23 protein-coding genes are annotated in these 23,431 nt (G+C 70.5%); 4 read left to right on the top strand and 19 right to left on the bottom strand.

Annotated features, from left to right (window positions below; all coding sequences use genetic code 11):
• Window positions 1-16: 16 nt before the first annotated feature.
• The 13 genes from HUW36_RS00960 to HUW36_RS00905 form a co-directional block, all read right to left on the bottom strand.
• Window positions 17-1,114 (bottom strand): isocitrate/isopropylmalate dehydrogenase family protein, encoded by a 1,098-nt coding sequence (locus tag HUW36_RS00960; protein WP_174526314.1) that lies wholly within the window; start codon window positions 1,112-1,114, stop codon window positions 17-19.
• Window positions 1,111-1,950, bottom strand: coding sequence for an amidohydrolase family protein (locus tag HUW36_RS00955; RefSeq protein ID WP_174526313.1), 840 nt, complete (start codon window positions 1,948-1,950; stop codon window positions 1,111-1,113). The genes HUW36_RS00960 and HUW36_RS00955 overlap by 4 nt, the downstream gene beginning before the upstream one ends.
• Complete coding sequence (locus HUW36_RS00950; protein ID WP_174526312.1) at window positions 1,943-3,385, bottom strand: four-carbon acid sugar kinase family protein; 1,443 nt, start codon at window positions 3,383-3,385, stop codon at window positions 1,943-1,945. The genes HUW36_RS00955 and HUW36_RS00950 overlap by 8 nt, the downstream gene beginning before the upstream one ends.
• Window positions 3,382-3,786 carry a VOC family protein gene (locus tag HUW36_RS00945; protein WP_174526311.1) on the bottom strand — a complete coding sequence of 135 codons (405 nt, stop codon included), beginning with the start codon at window positions 3,784-3,786 and terminating at the stop codon, window positions 3,382-3,384. The genes HUW36_RS00950 and HUW36_RS00945 overlap by 4 nt, the downstream gene beginning before the upstream one ends.
• Before the next feature lie 2 nt (window positions 3,787-3,788).
• Window positions 3,789-4,697, bottom strand: coding sequence for a carbohydrate ABC transporter permease (locus tag HUW36_RS00940; RefSeq protein ID WP_174526310.1), 909 nt, complete (start codon window positions 4,695-4,697; stop codon window positions 3,789-3,791).
• A gap of 2 nt (window positions 4,698-4,699) precedes the next feature.
• Entirely contained in the window at window positions 4,700-5,656 is a 957-nt protein-coding gene (locus tag HUW36_RS00935) for a carbohydrate ABC transporter permease (protein ID WP_174526309.1), read from the bottom strand.
• Window positions 5,657-5,661: 5 nt separating this feature from the next.
• Window positions 5,662-6,984 (bottom strand): ABC transporter substrate-binding protein, encoded by a 1,323-nt coding sequence (locus HUW36_RS00930; RefSeq protein WP_174526308.1) that lies wholly within the window; start codon window positions 6,982-6,984, stop codon window positions 5,662-5,664.
• Window positions 6,985-7,220: 236 nt separating this feature from the next.
• Window positions 7,221-8,045, bottom strand: a complete 825-nt coding sequence (locus tag HUW36_RS00925) for a hypothetical protein (RefSeq protein ID WP_174526307.1) — start codon at window positions 8,043-8,045, stop codon at window positions 7,221-7,223.
• 146 nt (window positions 8,046-8,191) lie between these two features.
• Window positions 8,192-8,584, bottom strand: a complete 393-nt coding sequence (locus HUW36_RS00920) for a DUF1996 domain-containing protein (RefSeq protein ID WP_246247771.1) — start codon at window positions 8,582-8,584, stop codon at window positions 8,192-8,194.
• Window positions 8,585-8,942: 358 nt separating this feature from the next.
• Window positions 8,943-9,107: an SUMF1/EgtB/PvdO family nonheme iron enzyme gene (locus tag HUW36_RS00915; RefSeq protein ID WP_281357486.1), complete on the bottom strand. Its 165-nt coding sequence runs from the start codon at window positions 9,105-9,107 to the stop codon at window positions 8,943-8,945.
• A 129-nt stretch (window positions 9,108-9,236) separates the two neighbouring features.
• Window positions 9,237-9,359, bottom strand: a complete 123-nt coding sequence (locus HUW36_RS34820; RefSeq protein WP_281357483.1) for a hypothetical protein — start codon at window positions 9,357-9,359, stop codon at window positions 9,237-9,239.
• Between the two features lie 109 nt (window positions 9,360-9,468).
• On the bottom strand, window positions 9,469-11,256 hold the full coding sequence (locus HUW36_RS00910; protein ID WP_174526305.1) for a glycoside hydrolase family 6 protein: 1,788 nt from the start codon (window positions 11,254-11,256) through the stop codon (window positions 9,469-9,471).
• A 1,342-nt stretch (window positions 11,257-12,598) separates the two neighbouring features.
• Window positions 12,599-14,002 carry a family 43 glycosylhydrolase gene (locus tag HUW36_RS00905; RefSeq protein WP_174526304.1) on the bottom strand — a complete coding sequence of 468 codons (1,404 nt, stop codon included), beginning with the start codon at window positions 14,000-14,002 and terminating at the stop codon, window positions 12,599-12,601.
• Between the two features lie 288 nt (window positions 14,003-14,290).
• On the opposite strand from HUW36_RS00905, the gene HUW36_RS00900 reads away from it, so the two are divergent.
• A complete protein-coding gene (locus HUW36_RS00900) occupies window positions 14,291-15,589 on the top strand; it encodes a hypothetical protein (RefSeq protein ID WP_174526303.1) in 1,299 nt (432 codons plus the stop codon).
• A gap of 182 nt (window positions 15,590-15,771) precedes the next feature.
• A complete protein-coding gene (locus tag HUW36_RS00895; RefSeq protein ID WP_174526302.1) occupies window positions 15,772-17,049 on the top strand; it encodes a BAR domain-containing protein in 1,278 nt (425 codons plus the stop codon).
• Window positions 17,050-17,156: 107 nt separating this feature from the next.
• Here the strand turns inward: HUW36_RS00895 and HUW36_RS00890 are convergent, their stop codons facing one another.
• Window positions 17,157-17,960 carry a hypothetical protein gene (locus HUW36_RS00890; RefSeq protein ID WP_174526301.1) on the bottom strand — a complete coding sequence of 268 codons (804 nt, stop codon included), beginning with the start codon at window positions 17,958-17,960 and terminating at the stop codon, window positions 17,157-17,159.
• Between the two features lie 174 nt (window positions 17,961-18,134).
• Entirely contained in the window at window positions 18,135-18,914 is a 780-nt protein-coding gene (locus tag HUW36_RS00885; protein ID WP_174526300.1) for a GerMN domain-containing protein, read from the bottom strand.
• Window positions 18,915-19,092: 178 nt separating this feature from the next.
• On the opposite strand from HUW36_RS00885, the gene HUW36_RS00880 reads away from it, so the two are divergent.
• Window positions 19,093-19,611 (top strand): RNA polymerase sigma factor, encoded by a 519-nt coding sequence (locus HUW36_RS00880; RefSeq protein WP_174526299.1) that lies wholly within the window; start codon window positions 19,093-19,095, stop codon window positions 19,609-19,611.
• A 44-nt stretch (window positions 19,612-19,655) separates the two neighbouring features.
• Here HUW36_RS00880 and HUW36_RS00875 read toward each other — a convergent pair whose 3' ends face one another.
• The 4 genes from HUW36_RS00875 to HUW36_RS00860 form a co-directional block, all read right to left on the bottom strand.
• Window positions 19,656-19,931 (bottom strand): hypothetical protein, encoded by a 276-nt coding sequence (locus HUW36_RS00875; RefSeq protein WP_174526298.1) that lies wholly within the window; start codon window positions 19,929-19,931, stop codon window positions 19,656-19,658.
• Complete coding sequence (locus tag HUW36_RS00870) at window positions 19,910-20,440, bottom strand: carbohydrate-binding protein (RefSeq protein WP_174526297.1); 531 nt, start codon at window positions 20,438-20,440, stop codon at window positions 19,910-19,912. Before HUW36_RS00870 ends, HUW36_RS00875 begins: the two co-directional genes overlap by 22 nt.
• Complete coding sequence (locus tag HUW36_RS00865) at window positions 20,430-21,296, bottom strand: hypothetical protein (RefSeq protein ID WP_174526296.1); 867 nt, start codon at window positions 21,294-21,296, stop codon at window positions 20,430-20,432. Before HUW36_RS00865 ends, HUW36_RS00870 begins: the two co-directional genes overlap by 11 nt.
• Before the next feature lie 151 nt (window positions 21,297-21,447).
• Window positions 21,448-21,816 (bottom strand): hypothetical protein, encoded by a 369-nt coding sequence (locus HUW36_RS00860; protein ID WP_099164497.1) that lies wholly within the window; start codon window positions 21,814-21,816, stop codon window positions 21,448-21,450.
• 209 nt (window positions 21,817-22,025) lie between these two features.
• Here HUW36_RS00860 and HUW36_RS00855 point away from each other — a divergent pair, with 209 nt between their 5' ends.
• Complete coding sequence (locus HUW36_RS00855; RefSeq protein WP_174526295.1) at window positions 22,026-23,387, top strand: HlyD family efflux transporter periplasmic adaptor subunit; 1,362 nt, start codon at window positions 22,026-22,028, stop codon at window positions 23,385-23,387.
• Window positions 23,388-23,431: the final 44 nt, after the last annotated feature.

Below are 23,431 nucleotides of genomic sequence, written 5' to 3'. Positions count from 1 at the left end.
TTCCTCCCCTACTCACTTACCGCCTCCGCCCCGCCGCCGCGACGATCGCCGCACCGACCTCGACGGTGCTCGCGGTCCCACCCAGGTCCGGCGTAAGGACCCGTCCTTCGGCGAGCACGTCGCCGACGGCGTCCTCGATCAACCTGGCCACCTCGGCCGCGGCCGGATCCGCGTGCCGGTCCGCCAGCCAGTCGAGCATCATGGCCGCCGACAGCACGGTGGCGATCGGATTGGCCACGCCCTTGCCGGCGATGGTGGGCGCGGAGCCGTGCGCCGGCTGGAACAGCGCGTGCCGGTCACCGACGTCGCCGGAGGCGGCCAGGCCCAGCCCACCGACCGTGGCTGCCGCCAGATCGGAGATGATGTCGCCGAACATGTTCTCGGCGACCACCACGTCGAACATGTCGGGCTGCTGCACCTGGTACGCGGTCATCGCGTCGACGTAGACGTGCTCGGCGCCGATGTCGGGGTGGCCCTCGGCCACCCGGTCGAAGACCCGCCGGAAGAACGCGTACGAGGCGAGCACGTTCGCCTTGTCCACACAGGTGACCGTCCGGCGGCCGTCGCGGGGGCGGCCGGCGCGCTTGCCGGCCAGGCGGAACGCCTGTTCGGTCACCTTCCGGGTACCGGTCGCGGTGATCACGATGGTGTCCGTGGCGACTTCCTCCCGCACGTTGCAGCCGCCGGTCCGGGAGGCGTACAGGCCCTCCACGTTCTCCCGCACCACCACGTAGTCGACGGGCGGCGCGGCCGACAGCGGGCTGGTCAGTCCCGGCCAGGACCGGACCGGCCTGATTCCGGCGTACAGGTCCAGGTCGAAGCGGAGCCGGAAGATGACGTCGCCGTTGACCTCCCGACCGTCCGGGTGACGCGCCTCGGGCAGACCGATCGCGCCCATCAGGATGGCGTCGGCCCGCACGCAGGCGTCGTACGTCTCGTCGGTCAACACGGTGCCCTCGCGCAGCCAGCGGGTGGCACCCGCGTCGTGCCGGTCGAGATGGAGCGAGATCCCGCCGTGCGCGGCGGTGAGCCGTTGCAGCACCTCCGTGGCGACGGCGATGATCTCGGGACCGATGCCGTCTCCGGGCAGCACGGCGATGCGGTAGTCGGTCATGCGGAAACCTCCGGTCGGGGGGTGGCGGGGGCGGACGGGTCGAGGGAGAAGACGCTGGCGGCGGTGCCGGCGTAGACGAGGCGCCGTTCCCCGGGGGTCAGACCGACGGCGTCGAACTTCGCCAGTTCCACCGGGATGTTGTCGATGTGGTCGCTGCCGAACATGACCCGGTGGGCACCGAGCCGACGCACCATCTGCCGGACGCTGAAGGCCGGGCACCAGGACGGCTCGAGGTGGACGTTCGACTGCGTCACCGCCACCTCGATCGCCTCGGCACAGAACGCGCCGAATCCGGCGTGGCAGAGCACCACCGGCCGCTCGGCGTACCGACGGGCCGGGTCGACCACCCGGTGCGGCAGGGTGTGTGGCCCGCCCAGGCCGGTGTGCACCATCACCGGTACGTCGTAGTCGGCGGCGATTCGGAACGCCTTGTCGCAGACCGGGTCGTCGGGCGCCACCGCGAACCCCGCAGTGTGGATCTTCACCGCGACGAAACCCGGCCGGTCGAGCAGGGTCGCGGCCCGTCGCCGGTACTCCGCGTCGGGCAGGCGCGGGTCGAGGTTGACGATGCCGTAGAGCCGCCCGGGATGGCGAACGACCGCCTCCCCGATCTCGGCGTGCACCTCGTCGGCGGTCTCCCGGTCGGTCGACGGCTGCGGCATGACGAGCGTGGTGTCGATGCCGTGGTGGTCCATCGCCGCGAGCAGTTCGGGCGCGCCCGCCGAGTATCCGGTGGCGGCGGAGCGACCGAAGTGCCCGTGCACGTCGACCAGCGGCGACCGGCGGCTCGCCGGCCGGATCGTGTGTACGTCGTATCCATTCAACGGCTCAGGCACGTGTCGACTCCTGCCAATCGGCTCCACCGAGCCTCGCCACCACCGCCAGCAGGTCGTCGGGACCGCCGACGTTGCCGGGAAAGACCACGTAGGTGAGGCCCGGATACCGGCTGTTCATGCCGGCCCGCCACACCGGCACACCCGGCACCACCTGCCCGAGCACCTCGGCCCGGTTGATGCCCAGCCCGTCCGCGGCGACGTCGCTGGACGTGATGCCGCCCTTGGCCACCACGAAGGCGGGCCGCGCCGGGATCCGGCCGACGATCCGCACCAGCCCGGTCGAGATCCGTACGCTGCGGGCGAGGGCCCGCGCCGCGGTCGCCGCGGTCAACACCCGCCGGCTGGTGTGCACCACAGCGGTGCACCCCGCCGCCATCGCGTGGTCGGCCAGCGTGGCCACCCGGTCGACCTCGGCGGCCGCCTGCCGTTCGGTTCCGGCGAGCAGTGTCGCGTCGACCTCGACGCCCACCACCGTGGGGTCGGCGAGGAGCCGTTCGAGCTGGACGGTGGTGGTGGGCACGTGGGAGCCCACCACCACCAGTCCTCCCCCGCCGGTCCGCCGCCGCAGCCCCAGCTCTCCGTTGGTGAGCAGGTCGCGCGGCGGCAGCCCGGCACGGACCCGGACGAAGGACGCCGCCGTGCGGTAGAGCAGTCGTGCCCCGGCCGCCTCGGCGGCCAGCACCCCGGCGACCAGCACGTCGAGGTCGGCCTGGTCGGCCGCGTCGCAGGCGCAGACGGCACCGTCGCGCAGGCGGGCCAACCGGCGGAAGACGGCTGCCGGGCCACCCGTGCGCAACTCCCGCAGCGTCAGCACCTGCACGGCCTCCCGTGGGATCCGGCCGCCGCTGCGCTCGGCCACCCAGTCGGGCAGGTCGGACGAGCCGAACCCGAACGTGGCGTCCCGGGCGTACGGCGTCCGGCCCACCGGCGTCCAGCCGTCGGCGTCGGCCACCCAGTGCCGGCCGTCGACGGTCACCCGCCCGCCCTCGAGGAAGGCGGGCACCAGCAGGACGCCGTCGAACCCGCCACCGAGACCGTCCGCCAGGGCCATGGTTTCGTCCGGGAAGTGTCCGCGCAGGGTCGAGTCACCCCGGCTGACCACGACGACCCGACTCCGCACCGACTCGGCCGCGGCACGGATCTGCCGGCCGGTCCTGGTGTTGATCTCCGCGGCGCGGGCCGGATCGAGCGACCGCGAGTTGGTCAGCAGGAACAACGCCGGCGGTCTGGAGGAGAGTTCCCCGGCGATGGCGGCGGCGTCCCATCGGGTGAGCACCGGCACCCCGTGCGCCGTCTGTGTGCCGGTCGGGTCGTCGTCGAGGACGACGACCGTACGTCGTTCGGCGGCGATGCGCTGTGCCAGTGGCGGCACGAGGGGCTCCGCCCACGGGGCGGGCAGCCCGGCCAGGTCCGGCGCGGTCGAGGAGTGAGTCATGAGCCGGTCAGCTCCACCTGGACGCCGCCGGAGCGGCGCGGATCGAGGAAGACCGACCGTCGGCCGCGGATGCCCTGGTGCGGCGACGGCTGGGCGGGCGGGACACCGACGCCGTCGCCGTGCCAGGCCACGTCGACCGAGTCCACAGCGAAGCAGAGGTGGTGCAGGCCGGCACCGTGCCGGTCCAGCCACTCGTGCAGCGGGTGCGGCCGGACCAGGGGCTGCACCAGTTGCAGGTGGACGTTACCGAGGTCGAGGTGGGTGAGCAGGACCGTATCGTCGTTGACCACCTCGGCGTGCGTGACGGTGAAGCCCAAGCGGTCCCGCCACAGCGCCAGCGCCTGCTCCGTGTCGGGCACCACCAGCCCGACGTGATCGAGCCCGCGAACCTGCTCGCGCATGCTCATCCCTTCACCGCTCCCGCGGTCAGGCCGGACAGGTAGTAGTCCATGAGGAAGGAAAAGATGATCACCACGGGCAACGCGCCGAGTAGCGCCCCGCCCATCAGTTGGCCCCAGGCGAACACGTCGCCTACCTGCAGGGCGTTGACCAGTCCCACCGCGACGGGCTGCTTGTCGGTAGAGCGCACGAAGGTCAACGCGTACAGGTATTCCTGCCAGCAGAGGGTGAAGGCGAAGAAGAACACCGAGACCACGCCCGGTAGCACCAGCGGCAGGTCGATCACCATCATCGCCCGTAGCCGGCTGGCGCCGTCGATCCGGGCGGCCTCCGCCAGTTCGACCGGCAGGCTCTGGAAGTAGCTGGAGAGCATCCAGGCGATGAAGGGCACCAGGAAGGTCAGGTACACCAGGATCAGCGCGCCGAGCGTGTTGCCCAGGTGCAGCCGGTTGACCACGACGTTCATCGGGATGAACAGCAACGCCGGCGGGAGGAGGTAGGTGGAGAAGACGATCACGCCCACCACGGCGCCGCCGCGGTACCGCAACCGACCCAGGCTGTACGCCGCCGGCACCCCGATGACCAACGCGATCGCCGAGGCCGACAGCGCCACGATCAGGCTGTTCAGCGTCCAGGTGAGGAACTTCGTCTCGGTGAGCAGTTCCCGGAAGTGTTCCAGGGTGAGCCCACTGACCGAGAACGGCCGGTCGGCGACCCGGTAGAGGTCCGATCCGGTGCGCAGCGAGGTCAGCGCCATCCAGACGAAGGGGAACAGCGTGAAGACGGTGAACAACGTCATCGTGACGGTGATCAGCAGCCGCCGGCCCAGTTTCAGGCGGCGCAGAAGCCGTCCGGTACGCGGCGGAGGCGCGGGCAGGGGTGGCCGGGCGGCCCGGCCGGACACGGTGGTCATGGTCATTTCGCCTTTCGTCGCATCACGGTCAGTTGCAGCGCGATGATCGCGGCGAGCGCGGGGAACACGAAGAACGAGATCGCCGACCCGGAGGCGATGTCCGCGCCCCGGATGCCGGTGCGGAACGCCAGCGTGCTGATCAGGTGGGTGCTGTTGACCGGGCCGCCGTTGGTGAGGATCCAGACGATCTGGAAGTCGCCGAGCGTCTGCACGAACGAGAAGAGGGTGACCACCACGAGGATCGGGGTCAGGTGCGGAAGGATGACGTACCGCAACCGCTGCCACGCGCTCGCGCCGTCGACGACGGCCGCCTCGACGAGTTCCTTGGGTACGGTGGCCAGCCCGGCGAGGATGATGATCCCGAAGAACGGGGCGCCACGCCAGATGTTGACCGTCTGCACGGCGGCCATCGCCCAGCCCGCCTCGCCCAACCACGGGATGTTGCCGTCCACCAGCCCGACCTGCCGGCCGAGATAGGTCAGCACGCTGAAGTCCGCCTGGAACATCCACATCCAGGCCAGCACGCTCAACGACGAGGGCACGACCCAGGGCAGGAGGAACGCGGCCCGGAAGAACCGGCGGAACCGACGGACCTCGTTGAGCGCCAGCGCCATCACCAGGCCCAGCACCAGCTTCGCGAGCACGGCGGTGACGGTGTAGTTGAACGTGTTCCACATGGTCCGGGCGAAGACCGGGTCGTCGAGCAGCTCCAGGTAGTTGGTCAGCCCGACGAAGGAGACCGTATCGCTGCCGAGTGACTTGTCGGTCAGGCTGAACCACACGGTGAGCACCAGCGGATAACCCACAAGCCCGAGGACCACCACCGCCATCGGCAGGACGAGCAGGTAGCCCAACGGAGTCTCGCGGTCCAGGAAGGACCACCGCTCACGGGCGGCCGGAGGGCTCGGCCGGGCCGGGCGTCGCGGGCCCACGACCCGGTCTACTGTGCGTACGGTCATCGACGTCAGCCCCCGTACACCTTCTTGAGCTCGCCCTCGGCGACCCGGATGGATTCCTCCGCGCTGGCCTTGCCGCTGATCACCCGGGCGAACATGTTGACGATCGTCTGGTTGTTGTACGCCTGGGCCGACTGCCGGGAGGCCGGCCCGGGCCAGCCCGGCATGTGTCCCCCGGCGGCCAGACCCTTGAGCCCCTTGAGCTTGGCCTCGGAGTTCCACGGCATGGTGGGCAGGTCGTCGTAGCCCTTCAGCAGCGGGGTGTAGTAGGTGAGCGCGATCTCGGCCAGCTTGCCGAGCTGCGCCTTGTCCATCAGGTGACCGAAGAGGTTCTTGGCCGGTTCGATCCGCTTGCTGTGCGAGAAGATCGCCAGCGAGTTCATCTCCACGAGCTGCTGGTGGCCGGCCGGACCCTCCGGGTAGCGGGCGTGGCTCATGTTCTTCGCGACGTCCGGAGCCTGCTTCTGCGCGGTGTACCAGATGCTTGTGGCGTTCTGGGTCACCGCGATCTTGCCGGCGAGGAAGCTGGTGTTGTTGCCGCCCTCGTCGTAGGAGGAGATCTCCGGGGCGCTCGCGGCGGCCAGGTCCTGCATCACCTTGATGGCGGCGCGCGTCTCGGCGCTGTTGATGGCGACGGTCTTGCCGTCCTTCTCCACCTCGGCGGCACCGTAGGACCACAGCAGGGAGTAGGCGACGCTGGCCGAGTCGTTCGGGCCGGCCTGGCTCATGGTGAGGGCCACCCGGGGCAGCTTCGCGTCCCGCAGGCGGGTCGCCGCCTCGACCAGACCGGTCCAGGTCTTCGGGAACTCGGTGATGCCGACCTGCGCGAACAGGTCGGTGCGCCAGTTCATCACGTGCGCGGTGTACGCGCGCGGGACCGCCCGCCACCGGCCGTCCACGACGCAGGCGGCCCGGGCGACGTCGTACCAGCCACCGTTGGCCTCGCCGATGGACTCGCACAGGTCGGTGAGGTCGACCAGGCGGTCCGCGTAGATGTGCGCCTGGTTGGCGAAGAGTTCACCGAGGTCCTCGCCGGCGCGGGACTCGACGACGGCGGCGATCTGCTCCCGCCACTCCTTGGCGAAGGTCAGCTCGACGGCCCCGTCGTGGGAGTCCGCCCAGGCGGTGGCCTGCTTCTGCTGCAGTTCGTGGATGGCCGGGATGAAGCTGGCGCGCATCAGTCCGGTGAGGCTGGCCCCGCCGAGCGACGTCCCGCCGGCGGTCGAGGTGCCGTCCTCGCCGCACGCGGCGAGGGCGACGGTGAGGCCGGCGCCGAGGCCGAGGCTCAGCGCGTGGCGGCGGGTCAGGCCGGTGCGGCTCAGGTGTGCCATGGCTCCTCCAGGGAGAGGGCGAGAAGGTGTGGTGGGGGGTGTGGAGGTCGATCGCGTCGGCTCGATCCGATGTCTTCGGGAGAGCCGTCGTCGGGGCCGGCCGTCGGGGCGGTGACGGACGACGGCGCCACTGTCAGTCAGCCCGGTGGCTCTGGAGCAGCCCGCGGCACTGCCCGGGCGGTGGGCGGGGCGGCGTGACCGCGGGTGTCGCCGGCCGGGCGCCGCCCCGTCCACCCTCACTGCAGGAAGTTGCGCAGCTTGGTCGCGTTGCCGGAGTCGTCGCCGGTGATCAGGTAGTACATCATCCCGGCGTCGGAGACATCGCCGTTCTTGTTCATCACGTTGTTGACCACGTCGTGCACGTAGCGCAGACCCGGGTCTGCCGAGTTGGCCATCCAGGACCACCTGGCCTCGCCGCCGTTCGTACCCAGGCCGGCGTTCTGGTCCGGGATGCGGGTGTACCGCACCTGGGGGAAGTCGCGGCGGATGTCCGCGAGGTTCCAGATGTTGTCGTCGTCGTCGTGGTTGTTGTTCCAGTCGGAGTGGGAGATCAGCGTGACGTGCGGGTGGACCGCGGGGTTCGAGGCGTCAAGCGCCCGGTGGACGACACCCATCGGCCCGGCGCCGATCAGGCAGAGCCGGCTGCTGGCCGTCGAGGCGTCGATCTTGTTCTTCAGATGGGTGACCGCCCGGCCGAGATCGGCCTGGCTGTTGCGGAAGATGACGCCCGTGTCATACCCGAACTGGCCCGCGGTGCCCTCGGTCGCGGTGACCATGTCCCGCTCCCAGCTGGCGGTCGAGCTGCCCAGGTGGGAGTTGTAGTCCCAGTGCACCAGCCGGGACTGCTGGCCCTTCTCCGCCAGGAGCGCGAGCGCCATCGCGGAGGCGCCGATGTCGTCGCGGTCGTGGTAGTTGCCGTCGGAACTCACCGCGATCCGCTCACACGGATAGCTGAGCGCGGGTGGCGCGGCGTGGGCGGCCACCGCTCCGGAACCGAGCAGCGTGACGGCTGCGGCCGCCGTCACGGCGACGCGCCACCCCCTGTTGAACGCCTTGCTCATCCGGCCTCCGTTCATCGATGCGAAGCTGACGGATACGTTGTATACAGTGAACACGGAGAACGTCAATGGAAACTTTGTGGCAATGCCGCGGTAACGCTGCGCAACCTAGGCGGCGACCAGTGGCGGCGTGGACGTGAACTCCTCGTTTACCTCCCCGGGCGCGGCCGGCCGGTTGACCGCCCGTATGCGACGAGCGGCCACCCCGCCGGGCTGCCAGCATTCCGGTCACCGGAATTCGCGGCGTTGGGGCAGCCGGCGACGAGCCGACCCAGGGTCGCCTCCTGTCTCAGGTGGTGATGAAGTCCGCGTGGCCGGAGAGGACTCCGCCGCCGGAAAGGCTGATCCGGTCCCGACCGCTGGATGTCCCTGCCGTATTCGACGTTCACCGACAGGGTGATGCCCGGGACCGCCACCGGATGGCGCGGGCAGTCGCCCCGGTCCGCGTAGGCCAGGTGACTCCTGTGGTCCGGACTGTCGAGCCGGACGCCGTCCCAGCACTCGGGGAACTGAACACCCCGACCCACGCCCGGGGGTTTCATGTCACCGCCACCCCGGCGCCGTCGATGAATCATTTCAGCCTTCGCTCGGCCCAGACGATCGCCGGCGAGAACCGCGCCCGCTTACGGATACGCTGCTCAGACGACCTTCCGCGCAGTGACGGCTCCGGCACTGTCATCGGCGATCAATGCACCAGGATAGAGCTGCGTGGATACACATGGCAGCCTCGGGACCACCGCCCGACTCCGTCCGACCGAACGGGTGCCGTACGCACCACCGGCCTGTGACCCGCTCCGCACGGCGATGGTGACACGTACCGGCCCTCGGTTGGGCGAGCCGGGGGCCGGTACCCCCGCATGTCGGCCAGATCGGGCGGCTGGCACCGAGCGAGGCCGTCCGTCATGCGCGGCCCACGGTGCGGAAACCGGCGTTGTCCATCGACGAGTCAGGCGTGTTGGACGACCGCGCGGAGTTGCGATACCTGTTGCAGCACGAGTCGTGACACAGATACGAGCCGCCAGGCAACACCCGGGACGGGCCGCGCCCGGGCCCCTGTGGGTCGATCAGCGCCGGGCGCGGGCAGTAGTCGGCGGTCGAAGCGGGCGCCGGAGCGGGCCGGCGCGTCGAGGGCCGGCGTGGCCGCGAGCTGGTTGCCGTACGCGCCGAGCATGTGCACCCGGTGCTGGTCGGTCGTCAGGAAGAGGATGTAGCGCGGGTTGGTGACGTGCTGGCCGCCGGGACGAGATCGCCGGTGTAGTAGGTGCCCGGGTCGACCGGCGTGGTCAGCTTGCCGGCCTGGACGACGTTCTCGTTCATGCCGGTCACCCCAACCGTCCCTGATCCCGGCCGGGCGGCCGGGATCAGGGACGCGGGAACTACCGCGGGTGGTGACGTGCCGGGTTCGAGCGACCGGCGCGCACCGGACTCAGGACAGCGCCGGGTAGGCGTTCTGCATGAGCTGCGCGAACTGCGCCGGGAACCAGGCACCGGAGATCGGTGCGTTGGGCAGGGCCCCGGTCATGCTGTACCCGTTGCGGGCGTTGCCGGTGTACGTCGGGTCGCACATCCGGTCGAAGCCCTTGCCCTCGTCGTTCGGGATGGCGGTGCTGGAGCCGTCCGACTCGCCCGGCGGCTTCACCCAGACGTAGGCGTCGATGCCGGGCTCGGGGTTCGCCCGAGGCCGCTCGCCGAGGCCCGCGCCGGCCTGGTTGCACCAGTTGCCGGCGTGGATCCGGCGGTCGATGCGGCCACCGTTGACGTAGGCGTCGACGTTGGTCATCGGGCCCGGGCCGGTGGGCCGGGCGGAGCCGCCCCAGCCGTTGCGGGAGGTGTCGATCAGCATGCCGATGTTGTTCCGGAAGCCCTTGGAGATCAGCTCCTGCCGGAACGCCTGGGCGAACGAGAGCTCGTCGACGTAGAAGTTCCAGTCGACCCACTTGGACTGCCGCACCATCTGCCCGTTCACCGTGTCCGTGACCTTGAAGTACGGCTCCTTGAGGGCGGAGTAGTTCGCCGTGTTGACGATGAAGCCGGTGACGTTGTCCACCGTGCTGCCCGAGGCGATCGCCGCCTGGTGCAGCAGGGTCGCGACGGGGCTGAAGTTGCTGTCCCAGCCGATCCAGCCGTGGTGCGCGGCGTCGATGTAGTTGTAGACGTTGCCGATCGCGCCGAGCTTGGCCAGCGCGTAGCCGACGCCGTTGATGTACGCGCCGTTGGCCTTGACCGTGTCGCACATCGCGGTCGCGCCCGGGCTGCCGCCGGTGTTGGTGTGCAGGTTCGGGATCGAGTCGATCTCGATGATGTTGACGATCCGGAGGTCCTTGTACTTCGGGTCGGCCTGGATCGCGGCGATCGGGTCGATGTAGTCGGACTTGTACTTGGGCAGCTCGTTCGGACCCAGCTCACCGTTGGAGGCGAGCGCGGCGCAGTCGCGGCCGGGCAGGTTGTAGATGACGAACTGGATGTAGCCGGCACCCTGCCGCAGCGCCTCGTCCAGGTGGTCCCGCACGCCCATCGCGCCGTTGGAGCTGCTGTCCGGGGTGCCGTTGATGGCGGCGATGCGGTCGAGCCAGACCGCGGTCGGGTTGTTCGACACCCGGTTGCCGCCCGCGACCGACTCGGCCTTGGCCTTCCACTCCGGGTTCACATAGCCCCGCACCCCGGCGTACGGGTTGTCCACCTTCGGTCCGGGCGGGGTCGTCGGGCCGGTCGGCGACGGCGTCGGGCTGGCCGTCGGGGTCGTGGTCGGCGACGGGCTGCTGCTGGTCGGCGGGGTGGTCGGAGTGCCGCCGTTGCAGACCGTGCCGTTCAGCGTGAACGACGTCGGTTTCGGATTGCTGCCACTCCACGAGCCGTTGAAGCCGAGGCTCAGCGTCGCGCCGCTGGCGACGGCGCCGTTCCAGGACTCGTTCTGGGCGCTGACCTCCTGGCCGGACTGTGCCCACCGAGCGGCCCAGCCCTGCCCCACGCGCTGACCGCTGTCCGGGAAGGTGAATCCCAGCGTCCAGCCGTTGAGGGCGTCGCCGACGTTCTTGATGGTGACCGAGGCGGTGAACCCGCCCGGCCAGTCGTTGGTCGAGTAGGACACCTCGCACTGGGTGGCGGCCTGGGCTGCGGTGACGGGCAGCGCCACCAGACCTCCCGCGACCAGGACGCCTGCTCCGGAGAGCGCGACCGCCCGGCGTGAGCCGGAAAGTCTTCTCCACATGTTCATCTGCACAGATCTCCTTCGGGACGGTGCCGGGCCGTGGGCGGCCCGGTCGATCGACCCGGCGGGCGTCCGAACGAACGGCCCACCGGTGTCATCGACGTTCTTCCTGAGGTGCCCGACCCGGACGGGCGGTGGTGGTGCGATGGCGTCGACAGTGACGCGACAAGCAGGTCGGCGGGTAGGCCGTCCGGAGAACCGGTGCCCTCGACCTCCCGCCGATGTGCCGTTACGAGCGGCTCCTAAGCCCCACAACTGTCACACGAGGGCGCTTCCATTGCAATAATTTTAGGGTCAGTTTCTCGGTCACAACTGGTATGGCGATAATCGCGATCTCGGGCACCCATGCAAAACAGATAACGCCGCGCACAATCCACTGGCGAACGTTGGCTTGCTCGAAAGATGCAGCTCAGGGCGGGCTCGACGCTCGCCGAGCAGCGAGCAGACACGACTCGACAACCGTCATCGAGCCGTCATATGTGACCGGTAACATTCAATGCGCGCAATGGGCTCAGATTAAAGCCTCCCAACCCTTACTTTGCGTGTATGGGATTCGCGCGACGAAAGCGACGCCGTCGCCGTACGCGGTTTCTTCTGCTGACGTCGAGATCCCTCGCCGCACCACACCGGCGGGAACCGGGGCCTGCGCGGGAGTGTCTTCGCCAGGGGCCGGCGGCAGGACAACCGCGCCGACACGTCGACGCGCCTTCGAGACGACCGGAACGGCGGCGCCGAGGTGGTGACTCGGCACGGTGAGGCCGATCGACGATCGGCGTCGCGGCGGCTTTCTCCGGACCGCGGTGGGGCCCGTCGCGGCGCCCGTCGACCCCGCCCTTCCGCAGCGCGACCATACTGAATGCCTGATCGGGGCACCTGATCGCCATGTTCAGCCAGATTGCTCCGGCGGCGGTCGGATCAGGTGGATCGGGTGCCGACAGGCGGCACCCTGGCGATCGGTGCTCGCCGGCGCGTCGCAGGCATGGTCGATCACTGCGGCACCTCGGCGTAGTCGCCGTCCCACGAGGTCGGTACGGCCCTCCCCGGGGTGCGCTCACCCGGGCAGCCGCAACGACGACGATGGTCACCGTCGTTGCCAGCCAACTGCCGATCTGCACGGCCTAAGCATCGTCAGAACCCGTACAGACGGGCCACATCTTCGATCCCCTCACCCCACCCCACCACCCTTGACCTGCGACGGCGTAGATCGGGGCTCTGAAACGTCCACGCAATCGCGCGAATACCTGACGGACATCGGGTGTCCGGCCGAGCGGGATCACGTCGAAGGCGGCCGGCGACGGCGTTCCGCCCGGCCGTCCTGCCCGGGCGGAACGCCTGGTGCGCGTCGCCGTCAGCGCCGGATGACGTCGAAGAGATCCAGGTTGAGCAGGTAGTCGCCGGCGCCGTCGAAGGTGAGGGTGAGGCGCTGCTTCGTGCCGGCCTTGAGGTCGACGTCGGCGGTGACGCTACGCCAGGCCGTCCAGCCACCGGTGCCGCGGACCGTCGTCCCCCCGACCTGCGCCCGGCCCTGCGTGACGCTGATCCGGGCGCCCGTCGCCGCCGATGCGTAGCGGAAGGTCACCCGGTGGCGGCCGGAGGCGGCGACGTCCACCTCGTACGTGACCGAGGAGCCGTCGGTGACGTACCCGATGCTGCGCCCGTCGGCGCCGGCCGCGGTCTCGATACGAACGCCGCCCGTCTGCGCGGTGAAGTCCTCTGCCTGGATGCGGCCGGGGACACCTGGCGAGGTGGCGCCGCCCGGCGAGGGCACCTGCTTCACCCCCGTCGTGGTGTGCACGACCTTCTTCAGGCCACCGTCGGCGCGGAAGTGCAGGTAGTCCACCGAGGCGTTGCGGCGGTATCCGGCGCCGGGCTCACCGGCGGCGTTGGTGTAGTTGCCCACGTGGTAGAAGTAGTACCACTTGTCGGCGTACCGGATGATCGAATGGTGGTCCTGCGCCCCGGCCGGGCTCGGCCCGACCGCTCCCTTGAGCTGGCCGGCGGCGCCGAACGGGCCGTACGGTGAGCTGCCGGTGGCCCAGAAGCCCTGATCGGTCTCGCCCTGCCAGTCGGTGTAGGTGAAGTAGTAGGTGGTGCCCCTCTTGAAGACGAAGATGCCCTCCTTGTGGTTGGTCGCGCCGTAGCTGACCACCCGCGGGGTCTCCGCGAGTTCGGTCATGTTGCTCTTGAGTCTGGCGACGTACGGGATGTGCTTGGTCTGCCCGCCCTCGTTCTTCCAGCCGCTCCAGTACAGGTAGTAGTCGCTGCCGTCCTGCAGGACCATCGGGTCGATCCCGGAGATGTCCGGGATGTGACGGCCGATGTCGGTGAACGGCCCCGCCGGGCTGTTCGCGGTGGCCACACCGATCCGCCAGATCCCGCTCCTGTCCTTGTGCGGGTAGAACAGGTAGTTCGACGTGCCCCTGCGGGCCGCGCCCGGCGCCCACATGTAGCCGCGGGACCCCCAGCTCACGTCGCGTGAGTGCAGGACCTCGCCGTGGTCGGTCCAGTTGACCATGTCGGTGGAGGAGAAGACGTGGTAGCCGTCCATTCCTGAGTAGTTCGTCGAGGCGTCGACCGGCGGTCGGTCCTGGGAGGTGTACATCCACACCGTGCCGTCCCGCACGTGGACGTCCGGATCGGCCCCTCTGATGTTCTTCACGATCGGGTTGCCGGAGGTGACCTCGCTGGTGGTAGCGGCCGTTCCGGCTTGCTGCTGGTCGGCGTTGGCGGAGGTGAGGCCGGCGACCGCCATCCCGAACACTGTGACGGTGCTGACGGCTGCGGTGAGCAGCCTCCTTCTACGGGACACGACGGAACTCCTTCTGGGCCACCGGCCTTGTCGATGCGACGGACCGGCACGGGACTGCTGCTGCTGCTGACGAAGCAGAACACTCCGCGATGCCGTGGACGGTTTCGTCGCGGCAGCGCGATATCCGAGGTCTTCTCGGTGAAACCTGGGCCGGCGACGCGGAGTGTCTCCCTGTCGGTCGGCGCATCCGTCGATCAGCGAGAGTCAGACGAGTCCTGAGGAGACACGACGATGTCACGACGATCCTGGCGTCAGTTGGCAGTTGCCGGCCTGGTGGTGGCCGCAGGTGGTGGGGCGTGGGCGGTGGCCCCGACCGCCTCCGCCGACGACGCCCCGCGCATCACGCAGCTCGCCGGTGTCACCGAGGGTGCCGCGCTGAGCGGCACGGCCCGGATCGAGGCGCGCACCAGCGGCACGGTCGACCGGGTGGAGTTCTCGCTCTCGGGCGCGAGCACGGCGACCTGGACCGAGCGGGAGGCGCCCTACTACTTCCTGGGCAACAGTGGCCCGATCGTGCCGGGCTGGAACGCGGCCACCGCCCCGGACGGCGCGTACACGCTGGCGGTGCGGGCCATCGGTCCCGGCGGCACCACCCGGCAGACGGTACGGTTCACGGTCGGTCAGCAGGCCGGCGAGCCGGCCTCGACGCCGCCGACCGGCGGCAACGCGAGTGCGACGAACCCGTCGGTCAGCAACGGAGTGGCGACGTTCACCGCGAACAAGTCCATCGGCAAGCTCTCCGTACCGGATTCCTGGACGGAGATCGTGATCGGCGCGGGGGTGACCCTGAAGGGCAACTTCTTCATCCCGGCCAACCGCACGAAGGCGTTGACGATCACCGGCCGGGACAAGCAGACGTCCCAGTTGACAGGCGACGGTCCGCACGCCAAGGACTACGCCCGGGCCGGCGTGACCACCGAAGCGAAGATCAAGCTGACCCTGCGCAACTACACCTCGGTCAACCCACGCTTCTACCACATGTGGGCCAAGAACGCGCATGTCGTCATGTCGGGCATGCGGTACCTGGACAACCGGGACCTGGGCAGCAACAACTCCGACGGTTTCAGCGGCGGCGACAACTCGCTGATCGAGAACACCCTCATCGACACCTGGGACGACTCCGCCAAGCTCTACACCGGCGACCTCACCATCCGGGACACCACGATCGTGCACAACCACAACGGCGCGCCGATCCAGATGGCCTGGGGTGACTACGGGCAGGGCACCGCGATCCTGGACGGGCTGACCGTCATCTCCAACTCGTCCGACGGTTACAACCAGGGCGTCTTCTCCTGGGCCGGCGGCACGCAGGCCGACACCCGGACGATCAGGATCGTCGGTGCGGGCTTCACCCGCAAGGTCAACCCGGGCATGGACGAGGCGCCGCTCTACACGTTCAAGGACGGCGTGAAGAACAAGACCATCCGGGTCGAGGGCGGCGACTGCGCGGTGGTGCGCAGCACCTCCGCCAACACCGTCCAGGGCGCCAACACCTCCGGCAACAAGGTCGTCGTCACCGGCTGCGAGTGACGGCGCCACCGGGTGCGGAGCCGGGACGTCGCCCGGCTCCGCACCCCGGGTACCACCACGTCACCTCACCGTCCCCGCCCTCCGACGCGTACGCCGCACGCGGCCGAACGGGGTCTCTCGGTGGCAACCGCCTTCCGTGACCGCGGCGGGCATCGGCACAAGCATTGACAGGAGTGACAGGCATGGCGAGGAGCAGCAAGCGATGGACGACCGCGGCAGGTTTCGCCGCGGCGGCGACGGCGATGGTGGCGGGTATCTGGATCCTGGGGCCGCAGGCCTCCGCCGACGAAACCCTCCAGGTCACCGGCCTGACCGGAATCCCCGCGGGCGGGGTGGTCAGCGGAAAGGTGACGATCGAGGCGAAGGTCGACGGCCGGCCCGACAGCGTGGTGTTCCGCCTCGACGGCGCGACGGACCTCACCCGGACCGAACGCGTCGCACCGTACTTCTTCGGTGGTGACAGCAACGGGTCGCCCTTCGGATGGGACAGCCGGACGGTGTCCGAGGGGAGGTACACCCTGACCGCTGTCGCCAGCAGGGGATCCACCACGACCAGGCGCAGCGTCACGTTCACCGTGGACCAGGACGGCCGCACGACCCCGACTCCTCCCACCACGCCGGCTCCCACGGACCCGAGCAAGCCGAAGCTGTGGGTGACCTCCGACATGAGCGAGCCGGGCGGCGAGACCGACGCCGACGACATCTCGGCCCTGGCGGCCCTGAGCGTGTACGCCTCGAAGTTCTCCCTGACCAAGGTCGTGGTCGGCGGTGAGCAGCGGATCACCGACTGCGCCGGAGCGATGACCCACGCGCGCAACGCCTACGGGGCGTACCTGAAGAACCTGGAACTGTCCTCGATCTGCGGCCTCGAGGGCGGCTTCACCACCTGCACCGCCTCCAACCCGTGGGTGAAGAACCCGCCGGCCACCGTCAAGGCACTGATCGAGGCCGTGCGGGCCGGCGGCGTGACCGTGCTCAACTGGGGGCCGATGACCGAGTCCGCCGGCGCGGCCTGCTGGCTGGAGCACAACGCCCCGCAGGACCTGGCGAGGCTCTCCATCGTCAGCCACTGGACGGTCACCAGCCCGGGCTTCCCGATCGACCCGAACTGCGGGCCCGACCGTTCCGCCTGCGAGTACGTTCACGAGCTGGCCGCCAGGAACAAGATCAAGCTGATCGAGCTGGGCGCCGCCGGGCAGAAGTTCATCAACACCGCCCGCGGCGCGTGCGACGCCGACGTGACCATCCCGAAGAAGGGCCTGGGCGTCCAGCTGAACGCCAAGTACGCCGGCATCACGCCCGACTTCTCCGACGCGATCACCTTCCTGGTGTTCCTGCACGGCGGGATCGCCGGCTACGACACCAACGGCGAGGGCGACGCCAACTTCGACAAGGCGTACGACCGGGTCTGCGCTCAGGCATCCGCGATCTTCGACGACCTCCGCGCCGCCGCGCAGTAGACCCGCGCGGTCCGGGCCGGCCAGACGCACCGGACCGGCCCGTCGACAAGCTGCGTCCAGCCAAGCGCCCGGCCGACGGCAGACCGTCGGCCGGGCGCGGCCCGTCGCTACCTGAGCGTGTCGATGACCTCCTGAAGACGGCCGGCACTACGGGAGAAGGCCTTGTCGTTGCGCAGGCGGTGCGGCTGGTACTCCTTGCCGAGCCCACCGAAGATCTCGAGGGCGCCGTTGTGTCCACCTTCGATCTTCTGACCGTTGGCTGCCCGGTCGAGCATCATCGTCACGATGTCGGCCGAGATGCCACCGGCTGCGACGACCAACTTCCGGAGGTTCTCGCTCCAGTTGCGGCCGTACTCGTCGTCGATGTGCGCCTCGGCCGCGAAGAACGGGCGGTAGAGCGTTGATCCGAGTGCCATCGCGGTGTACATCTCGAAGTAGCTGATCTTGTCGTCACCCGGGAGCAGGCCTCTGCCGCCGAGGTCGATGGAGACCGTGGCCACGACAGAGCCGAGGTGGGTGCGGAGAGCTTCCTTCTGCGCGCCGCTGAGCCCCGGGTGGCCGTTGGCGCCCGGCTCGGTGCCGGTCACGATCGCGATGTACCGGTACGCGTGGTTGGCCTCGAACTGTGACAACCCGGAGACCATGTACAGCCGTCCCTGCGAGGTGTTCTTGCTGGTGACCGGCAGCAGTGGGGGCGTGGGCGCCTTGATCGTCGCGGTGGAATCGGGTCTGCTCGGCGCACTGGAGGCCAGGGCGCCGCTGGTGCGCTGCGTTGCCGAGGCGCTCGGCACCGGGACCGGGGCCGGCGTCGTCGGGACCGCGACGCTGACCGGGGGCGCCGCTGACGGAGCCGACGCGGCCGGGTTGTCGCCCGGCTCGCACCCGGCAAGGGCAGCGATCACCATCAGCACGGCGAGTTGCGGCCGTCGTCGGACGGCCTGTGCGAGGCCGGCCGTGCTGAGGGGGACGGGCGACGGGCTCTGATTCTGGTGTTGGAGGTTCACACCCAATGGCACTCCGCGGGCCGGCGCCAGGTTTCACCGCTCGACCGGTCGGTCAAGCGCGGGAGGTCGCCGAGCGCGTCGTCATTCGGGAACCCGGTCGTGCAGCACGTCGGCGTAGAAGGCCCGCTGGTCGCCGCGGATGGAGAACCGTGCCTGCTCGATCCAGCCGAACTGTTCCAGGGTGCGGCGCATCGGCTCCAGCAGCTTGGTCTTCTCGCAGCTGTCGTCCGGGGCCAGGATGCCGTCGAGGTCGGTGAAGTCCGCCCGCGCGTTCGTCCCCTCCAGCTTGAGATAGCGGAAGCGGTGGGCGTCACCGTCGAAGGCGCTGGTCAGGCCGGCCGCGCGATCGGCCGGCGTGGGGCCGTCGAGCAGCGCCCGCAGGGCCTCCTTGGCGACGCTGCGGGCCGGGACCTCCCGGGTCACCGCGACGACCCGAGGGCAGCGCTGGCCGGCCTGCTCACGCAGCAGGAACAGCTTCACCTGACGGGTGCCGATGGTCGGCTCGGTCGCCGGCTGGATCGGGCCGCCGGTCTCCGTCGCCCGGGCGCTCGCCGTCGCGGTGGACGGGACATCCGACGGATCAGGCGACGCCGCTGAGGGCGCCGGCGAGGCGGGGGCCGTCGGTGCGGGAGCGGCGAGCTGCGGCTCACGCGTCGGTGCGGCCATCACGGCCACGCCGACGGGAACGGCCACCATCGCTGCGGCGACCAGGCCGGCCGCGGTGACGGAGCGGACGCGGCGACGGCGGGCGCGGTGGCGCAGGTCGCGCAGATCCGGTGGACGTGCGGTGTCGGCGGCGGTCCCGGCCAACCGGCGCAGCGCGTCACGCGTCGCCTCCGCGTCCGGAATTCCGTCAGTCACCGTCATCTCCCCTGGGCGTAGCCGTCGCCACTCTACCGTTTGACGCTGCCGCATTAATCACATACGGTGCGATCGTTATTTAAGCGGATGAGTACGACAGTGTCCACGTCGGATGATCGCCGCACGGTAAGCGCCCGAATCGGGGACACGCGCGTTGCGACAGGTGTCGAGAGGTCCGATGTCGACAGATCGGGAGTTCACCGAGTTCTACCTGGCGACGTACCGTCGGCTGGTGGGTCAGCTGTTCGTGCTGACCGGCAACCGTCACGACGCCGAGGAACTCGCTCAGGAGGCGTTCTCCCGTGCGTTGCCCCGGTGGACGAAGATCAGCGGGTACGAGGCGCCGGAGGCGTGGGTCCGGCGGGTCGCGTTCAACCTCGCCTTCTCCCGGCGCCGCAAGGCGCTGCGCGGCGCGGCCGCCCTGCTGCGCCTCGGCACCGACCGGGTCCACGACGGCGACAGCACTGACGGTGTCGCCGTCGCCGAGGCGCTGCGGGCGGTGCCGGTACGGCACCGACAGGCACTGGTCCTGCATTACGTCGTCGACCTTCCTGTACGTGATGTGGCGGCCGAGCTGGGCGTGCCCGAGAACACCGTCAAGACGTGGCTGCGGCGGGGCCGTCAGCAGTTGCACGCCGCGTTGTGCACGGACGAGACGACGACAGCCGACGAACTCCTCTCCCACCTGCGGCCCTGAATACCGTCGCGGGGGTACGCCCGGCGGGCGTACCCCCGCGACAGTCACTGCAGTGGTTGACCGTCGACGGTGACGCCGGTGACGGCACCGCTGACGCTGAGCTTGCCGACGGTGGCGGCGGTGACCCGTCTGCCGTCGACGACCAGGCCGGTGATCGTGACCCCGGTGATGCGGGTGCCGATCCGGGCGGAGATCGTGTTGCTGCCGGTGACCGGCCCGTCGACGCGCAACCCGGCGACGGTGATGTCACCGGCACTGCCGGTGGCGGTGTCGGTGTCGGTGTCGGTGTCGGTGAGCATCACGTGCAGGGCCTGGGGCACCCCGTGGTCGATACGACGGCGAGGGCACGGGCGCGGTGGGCGTGGCACCGTCGGCCGGTGCGCCGACCCGCTCGACCAGCACCCGGCTGGCCCGGTCGTTGAGCGGGTTGCCGCAGAAGTCCTTGTCGCCGGTCAGCACCACCAGCGGCACGGCCGAGTCGGTCCGGTCGAAGACCGACACCCGGAACCCCGCCGCGACCCTCACCCCACTGACATCGCTTGTCGGGCGTCCGCCCGGTGAGATCGTGGTAAGACGTCCAGCCGGCGGTCGTCGGCACCTTGACCGAACCGAGCAGCGGACCGCCGGCCGAGCCGGAGCGCACCTGGATGGTGCCGCCGGAGGTGCCGGAGGCGACCCGTGCGGAGAACTGCGTCCGGCCGGCCGTGGACACCTGGGCGTAGCCGGCCCAGTCACTGTCGTTCACGTAACCCGCCGTGGCGCCGCCCTGCGCCGGGGCGTGGAAGGCCGCGTTCGCCCCCGACTGCGACGTGAACGACTCACCTTGCACGGTCTGCGACGACCCACCGCCGTCCCCCGGGCGAGGTCAGGAAGGTACGCAGCCTGTTGGCGTTGCCGGAGTCGTCACCGGTGATCACGTAGTACATCATTCCGGCGTCGGAGACGTCGCCCTTCTTGTTCATGATGTTGTTGACCACGTTGTGCACGTACTGCAGCCGCCGGTCGGAGTTGTCGGCCATCCAGGCCCACTTCCCCTCACCTCCACCGGTGCCCAGACCGGCGTTCTGGTCCGGGATCCGCTTGTACTTCACCTGGGGGAAGTCGCGGCGGATGTCGGCGAGGTTCCACCGGTTGTCGTCGTCGTCGTGGTTGTTGTTCCAGTCCGAGTGCGAGATCAGGGTGACGTGCTGACGCGCGGCGGTGTTCGAGCCCTGCAACGCCCGGTACACGACACCCATCGGGCCGGCACCGACCAGGCAGAGAGTGTTGCCGGCGGTGGAGGCGTCGACCGCCGCGCGGAGGTGGGACACGGCGCCGTCGAGGTTCGTCTGGCTGTTGCGGAAGATGCCGGCCACGTCGTAGCCGAACCGCCCGGCGACGCCCTCGGTGGCGGTGACCATGTCCCGCTCCCAGCTCGCGGTGGAGCTGCCCAGGTGCGAGTTGTAGTCCCAGTGCACGAGTCGGGACTGCTGGCCCTTCTCCGCGAGCAGCGCCAGCGTCATGGCGGACGCGCCGATGTCGTCGCGGTCGTGGTAGTTGCCGTCCGAACTCCAGGCGACCCGCTCGCAGCCGAAGTCGAGAGCCGGCGGCACAGCCTGCGCGGGCTGCCCGGTGAGCGCGACGGCGGCGCCGAGCCCGAGGGCACAGGCGGCAGCCGCGAGGCCGGGGCGGTTGATCCTTGGCATCAGTGGTCCTTCCGGTACGAGGGTGTGGTCGCCGTCCGGCCGGGACCGGGTGCTGTCGGCCCGGCCGGACGGCTCACCGACAGACACCCCGACCCACGGTTGAAGGTTTCGCCGCCACCACGGGTCAAGTGCCCGGCATACCGCCCTCGGGTCAGCCGTCGCCGCGCCGGCCGCCCTGCGGGCGTGAGCCCTCGCAGGCCTGCTGAGCGCTCGCCCAGGTGGCGTCGTCGACGTCGGCCGGCCGTAACGCCTCCAGCCCGCCCTGGCGGTTCCCCTCGGCCGGCTGTCCCGAGGGTCGGGCGGTGGGTCGGTTGCTCGGTCGGGCCGTCCGGTCCCCCTGCCCGCTGCGGCCGGGTCGGGCCGAGGGCAGGTCATCGGGTACGTCGATGCCCTGCTCGCGCAGGCACGCCGCGTACGCGGCCAGCCCACCGGACGCCGGCGGGGTCGGGTTCGACTGCTCGGCCGCCGGTTCGCCGCCGCAGCCGGCCGCGAGTGCGAGCAGGGCGGCGCCGACCGCCACGGTCAGGGCCGGTCGTCGATGGATGCGGGGCATGTGGCTCTCCTCGGGTCTCGGGTGCGGGCCCACGCCCGCCCGACCGGGTCAGCAGAGACGACCAACCTCCGGCGTCGCTCCGACGGGCCTGGGAGTCGCCTCGGAATGGTGGGCTGTGAGGTAACTCCGAGGTGCGGCCGAGTTCTCTGTCAGCAAGTGGGTCGACGATCGCTGCCATGGGCATCCACCTGCACGTGTGGCGGGCGGTCCGGCGCCGGCCGGTACCCGCCGTCGCCGCCGCCACGTTGGTCGCGGTCACTGTCGCGGCGGGGGCGGTCGCGTTTCCCGGCGACGCGGATCGGACCGCAGCGCCGGCGGCGACCGTACGGGTGGACCGGGGTGAGGTGACCTCGGCGGTCGCCGCCACCGGCTCGGTACGGCCCGCGGCGAGCCGTGGACTGGCGTTCACCGCGGTCGGCACCGTGACCGAGATCCGGGTCCGCCCGGGGGCCGACGTCACCGTCGGGCAGGTGCTCGCGGTACTCGACGACGAGGAGGCCCACGCCGAGGTGACGCGCGCGGAGCAGGCGCTGGCCGACGCACGCGCCGCGCTCGACGACCTCGAGGCCGAGGATGAACCGGACACCCTCGCGTGCGCCACGTCACCCGTGTCGGACACGCGGGGAGACGGCGCGGGAGGTGCAGCCGGCGCCGCCACGGCGGGCGACACCGCCCGGACGACGCCATCGGGCGACCCGGGGTCACCCACACCGAGGCCCGAGCCTGACCAGCCCTCGCCGTCGGCCTCACCGTCGGCCACCCGGTCGGCCACACCGACTCCCACGGGATCGTCGGCCGCCCCCGTCAAGCCCTCGCCGAGCGGAACCGGGAAGGGGCCGGCGGCTAGCGCGTCGACCCCGGCGTCGGCGGGCCCACGAGGTTGCCCGGCGGAGCCGGGTGGTTCGGGGCCGGGCGGGAACGCCGCCGGCGCCGACCCGCTGCTGCGGGCGCACCAGCAGGTGACGGCCGCGCAGCTGGACCTGGCCGAGGCGGAGGATCGGCTGGCCGGCACGACCATCACCGCGCCGGTCGCCGGACGGGTGCTGTCGGTGGCCGGGCCGGTGGGAACCCGGGTGTCGGCGGGTGCGCGCTTCATCGAGCTGGCGGTCGTCGACGGGATGCAGATCACGGCGACCTTCCCGGAAGCCGACGCCGGGCAGATCACGGTGGGGCAGGCCGCCACGGTGACCCCGGCCGGACGGCCGGACACCGAACTGGACGCCGAGGTGGTCGAGGTGGACCCGGTGGGCACCAGCGACGGTCAGGTGGTCCGGTTCGGGGTCCGGCTCGCGCTGGACGGTGCTCCGGACGATCTGCTGATCGGGCAGAGCGCCGCCGTGCGGATCCGGATCGCCACCGTCGCGGACGTCCTGCGGGTCCCGTCCGGCGCGGTCGAGATTCGGCCCGACGGGTCGGGCACCGTACTGCTCGCCGGGGCGGCCGAACCACGCGCCGTCGTGATCGGTGTGCGGGGGGACCAGTTCGTGGAGATCAGGTCCGGCCTCGCCGAGGGTGACCTGCTCCTCGCCACCGGATGATCTCGCTCAGCTCCGGAACAGGTCGCTCCCAGCTCGCTCCGAGG

The sequence above is a fragment of the Micromonospora maritima genome (assembly GCF_902825405.1).
GTDB lineage: Bacteria > Actinomycetota > Actinomycetes > Mycobacteriales > Micromonosporaceae > Micromonospora > Micromonospora maritima.
The sequence above is the reverse complement of the archived record's forward strand: the minus strand, read 5'-3'. Positions and strand labels throughout refer to the sequence as shown.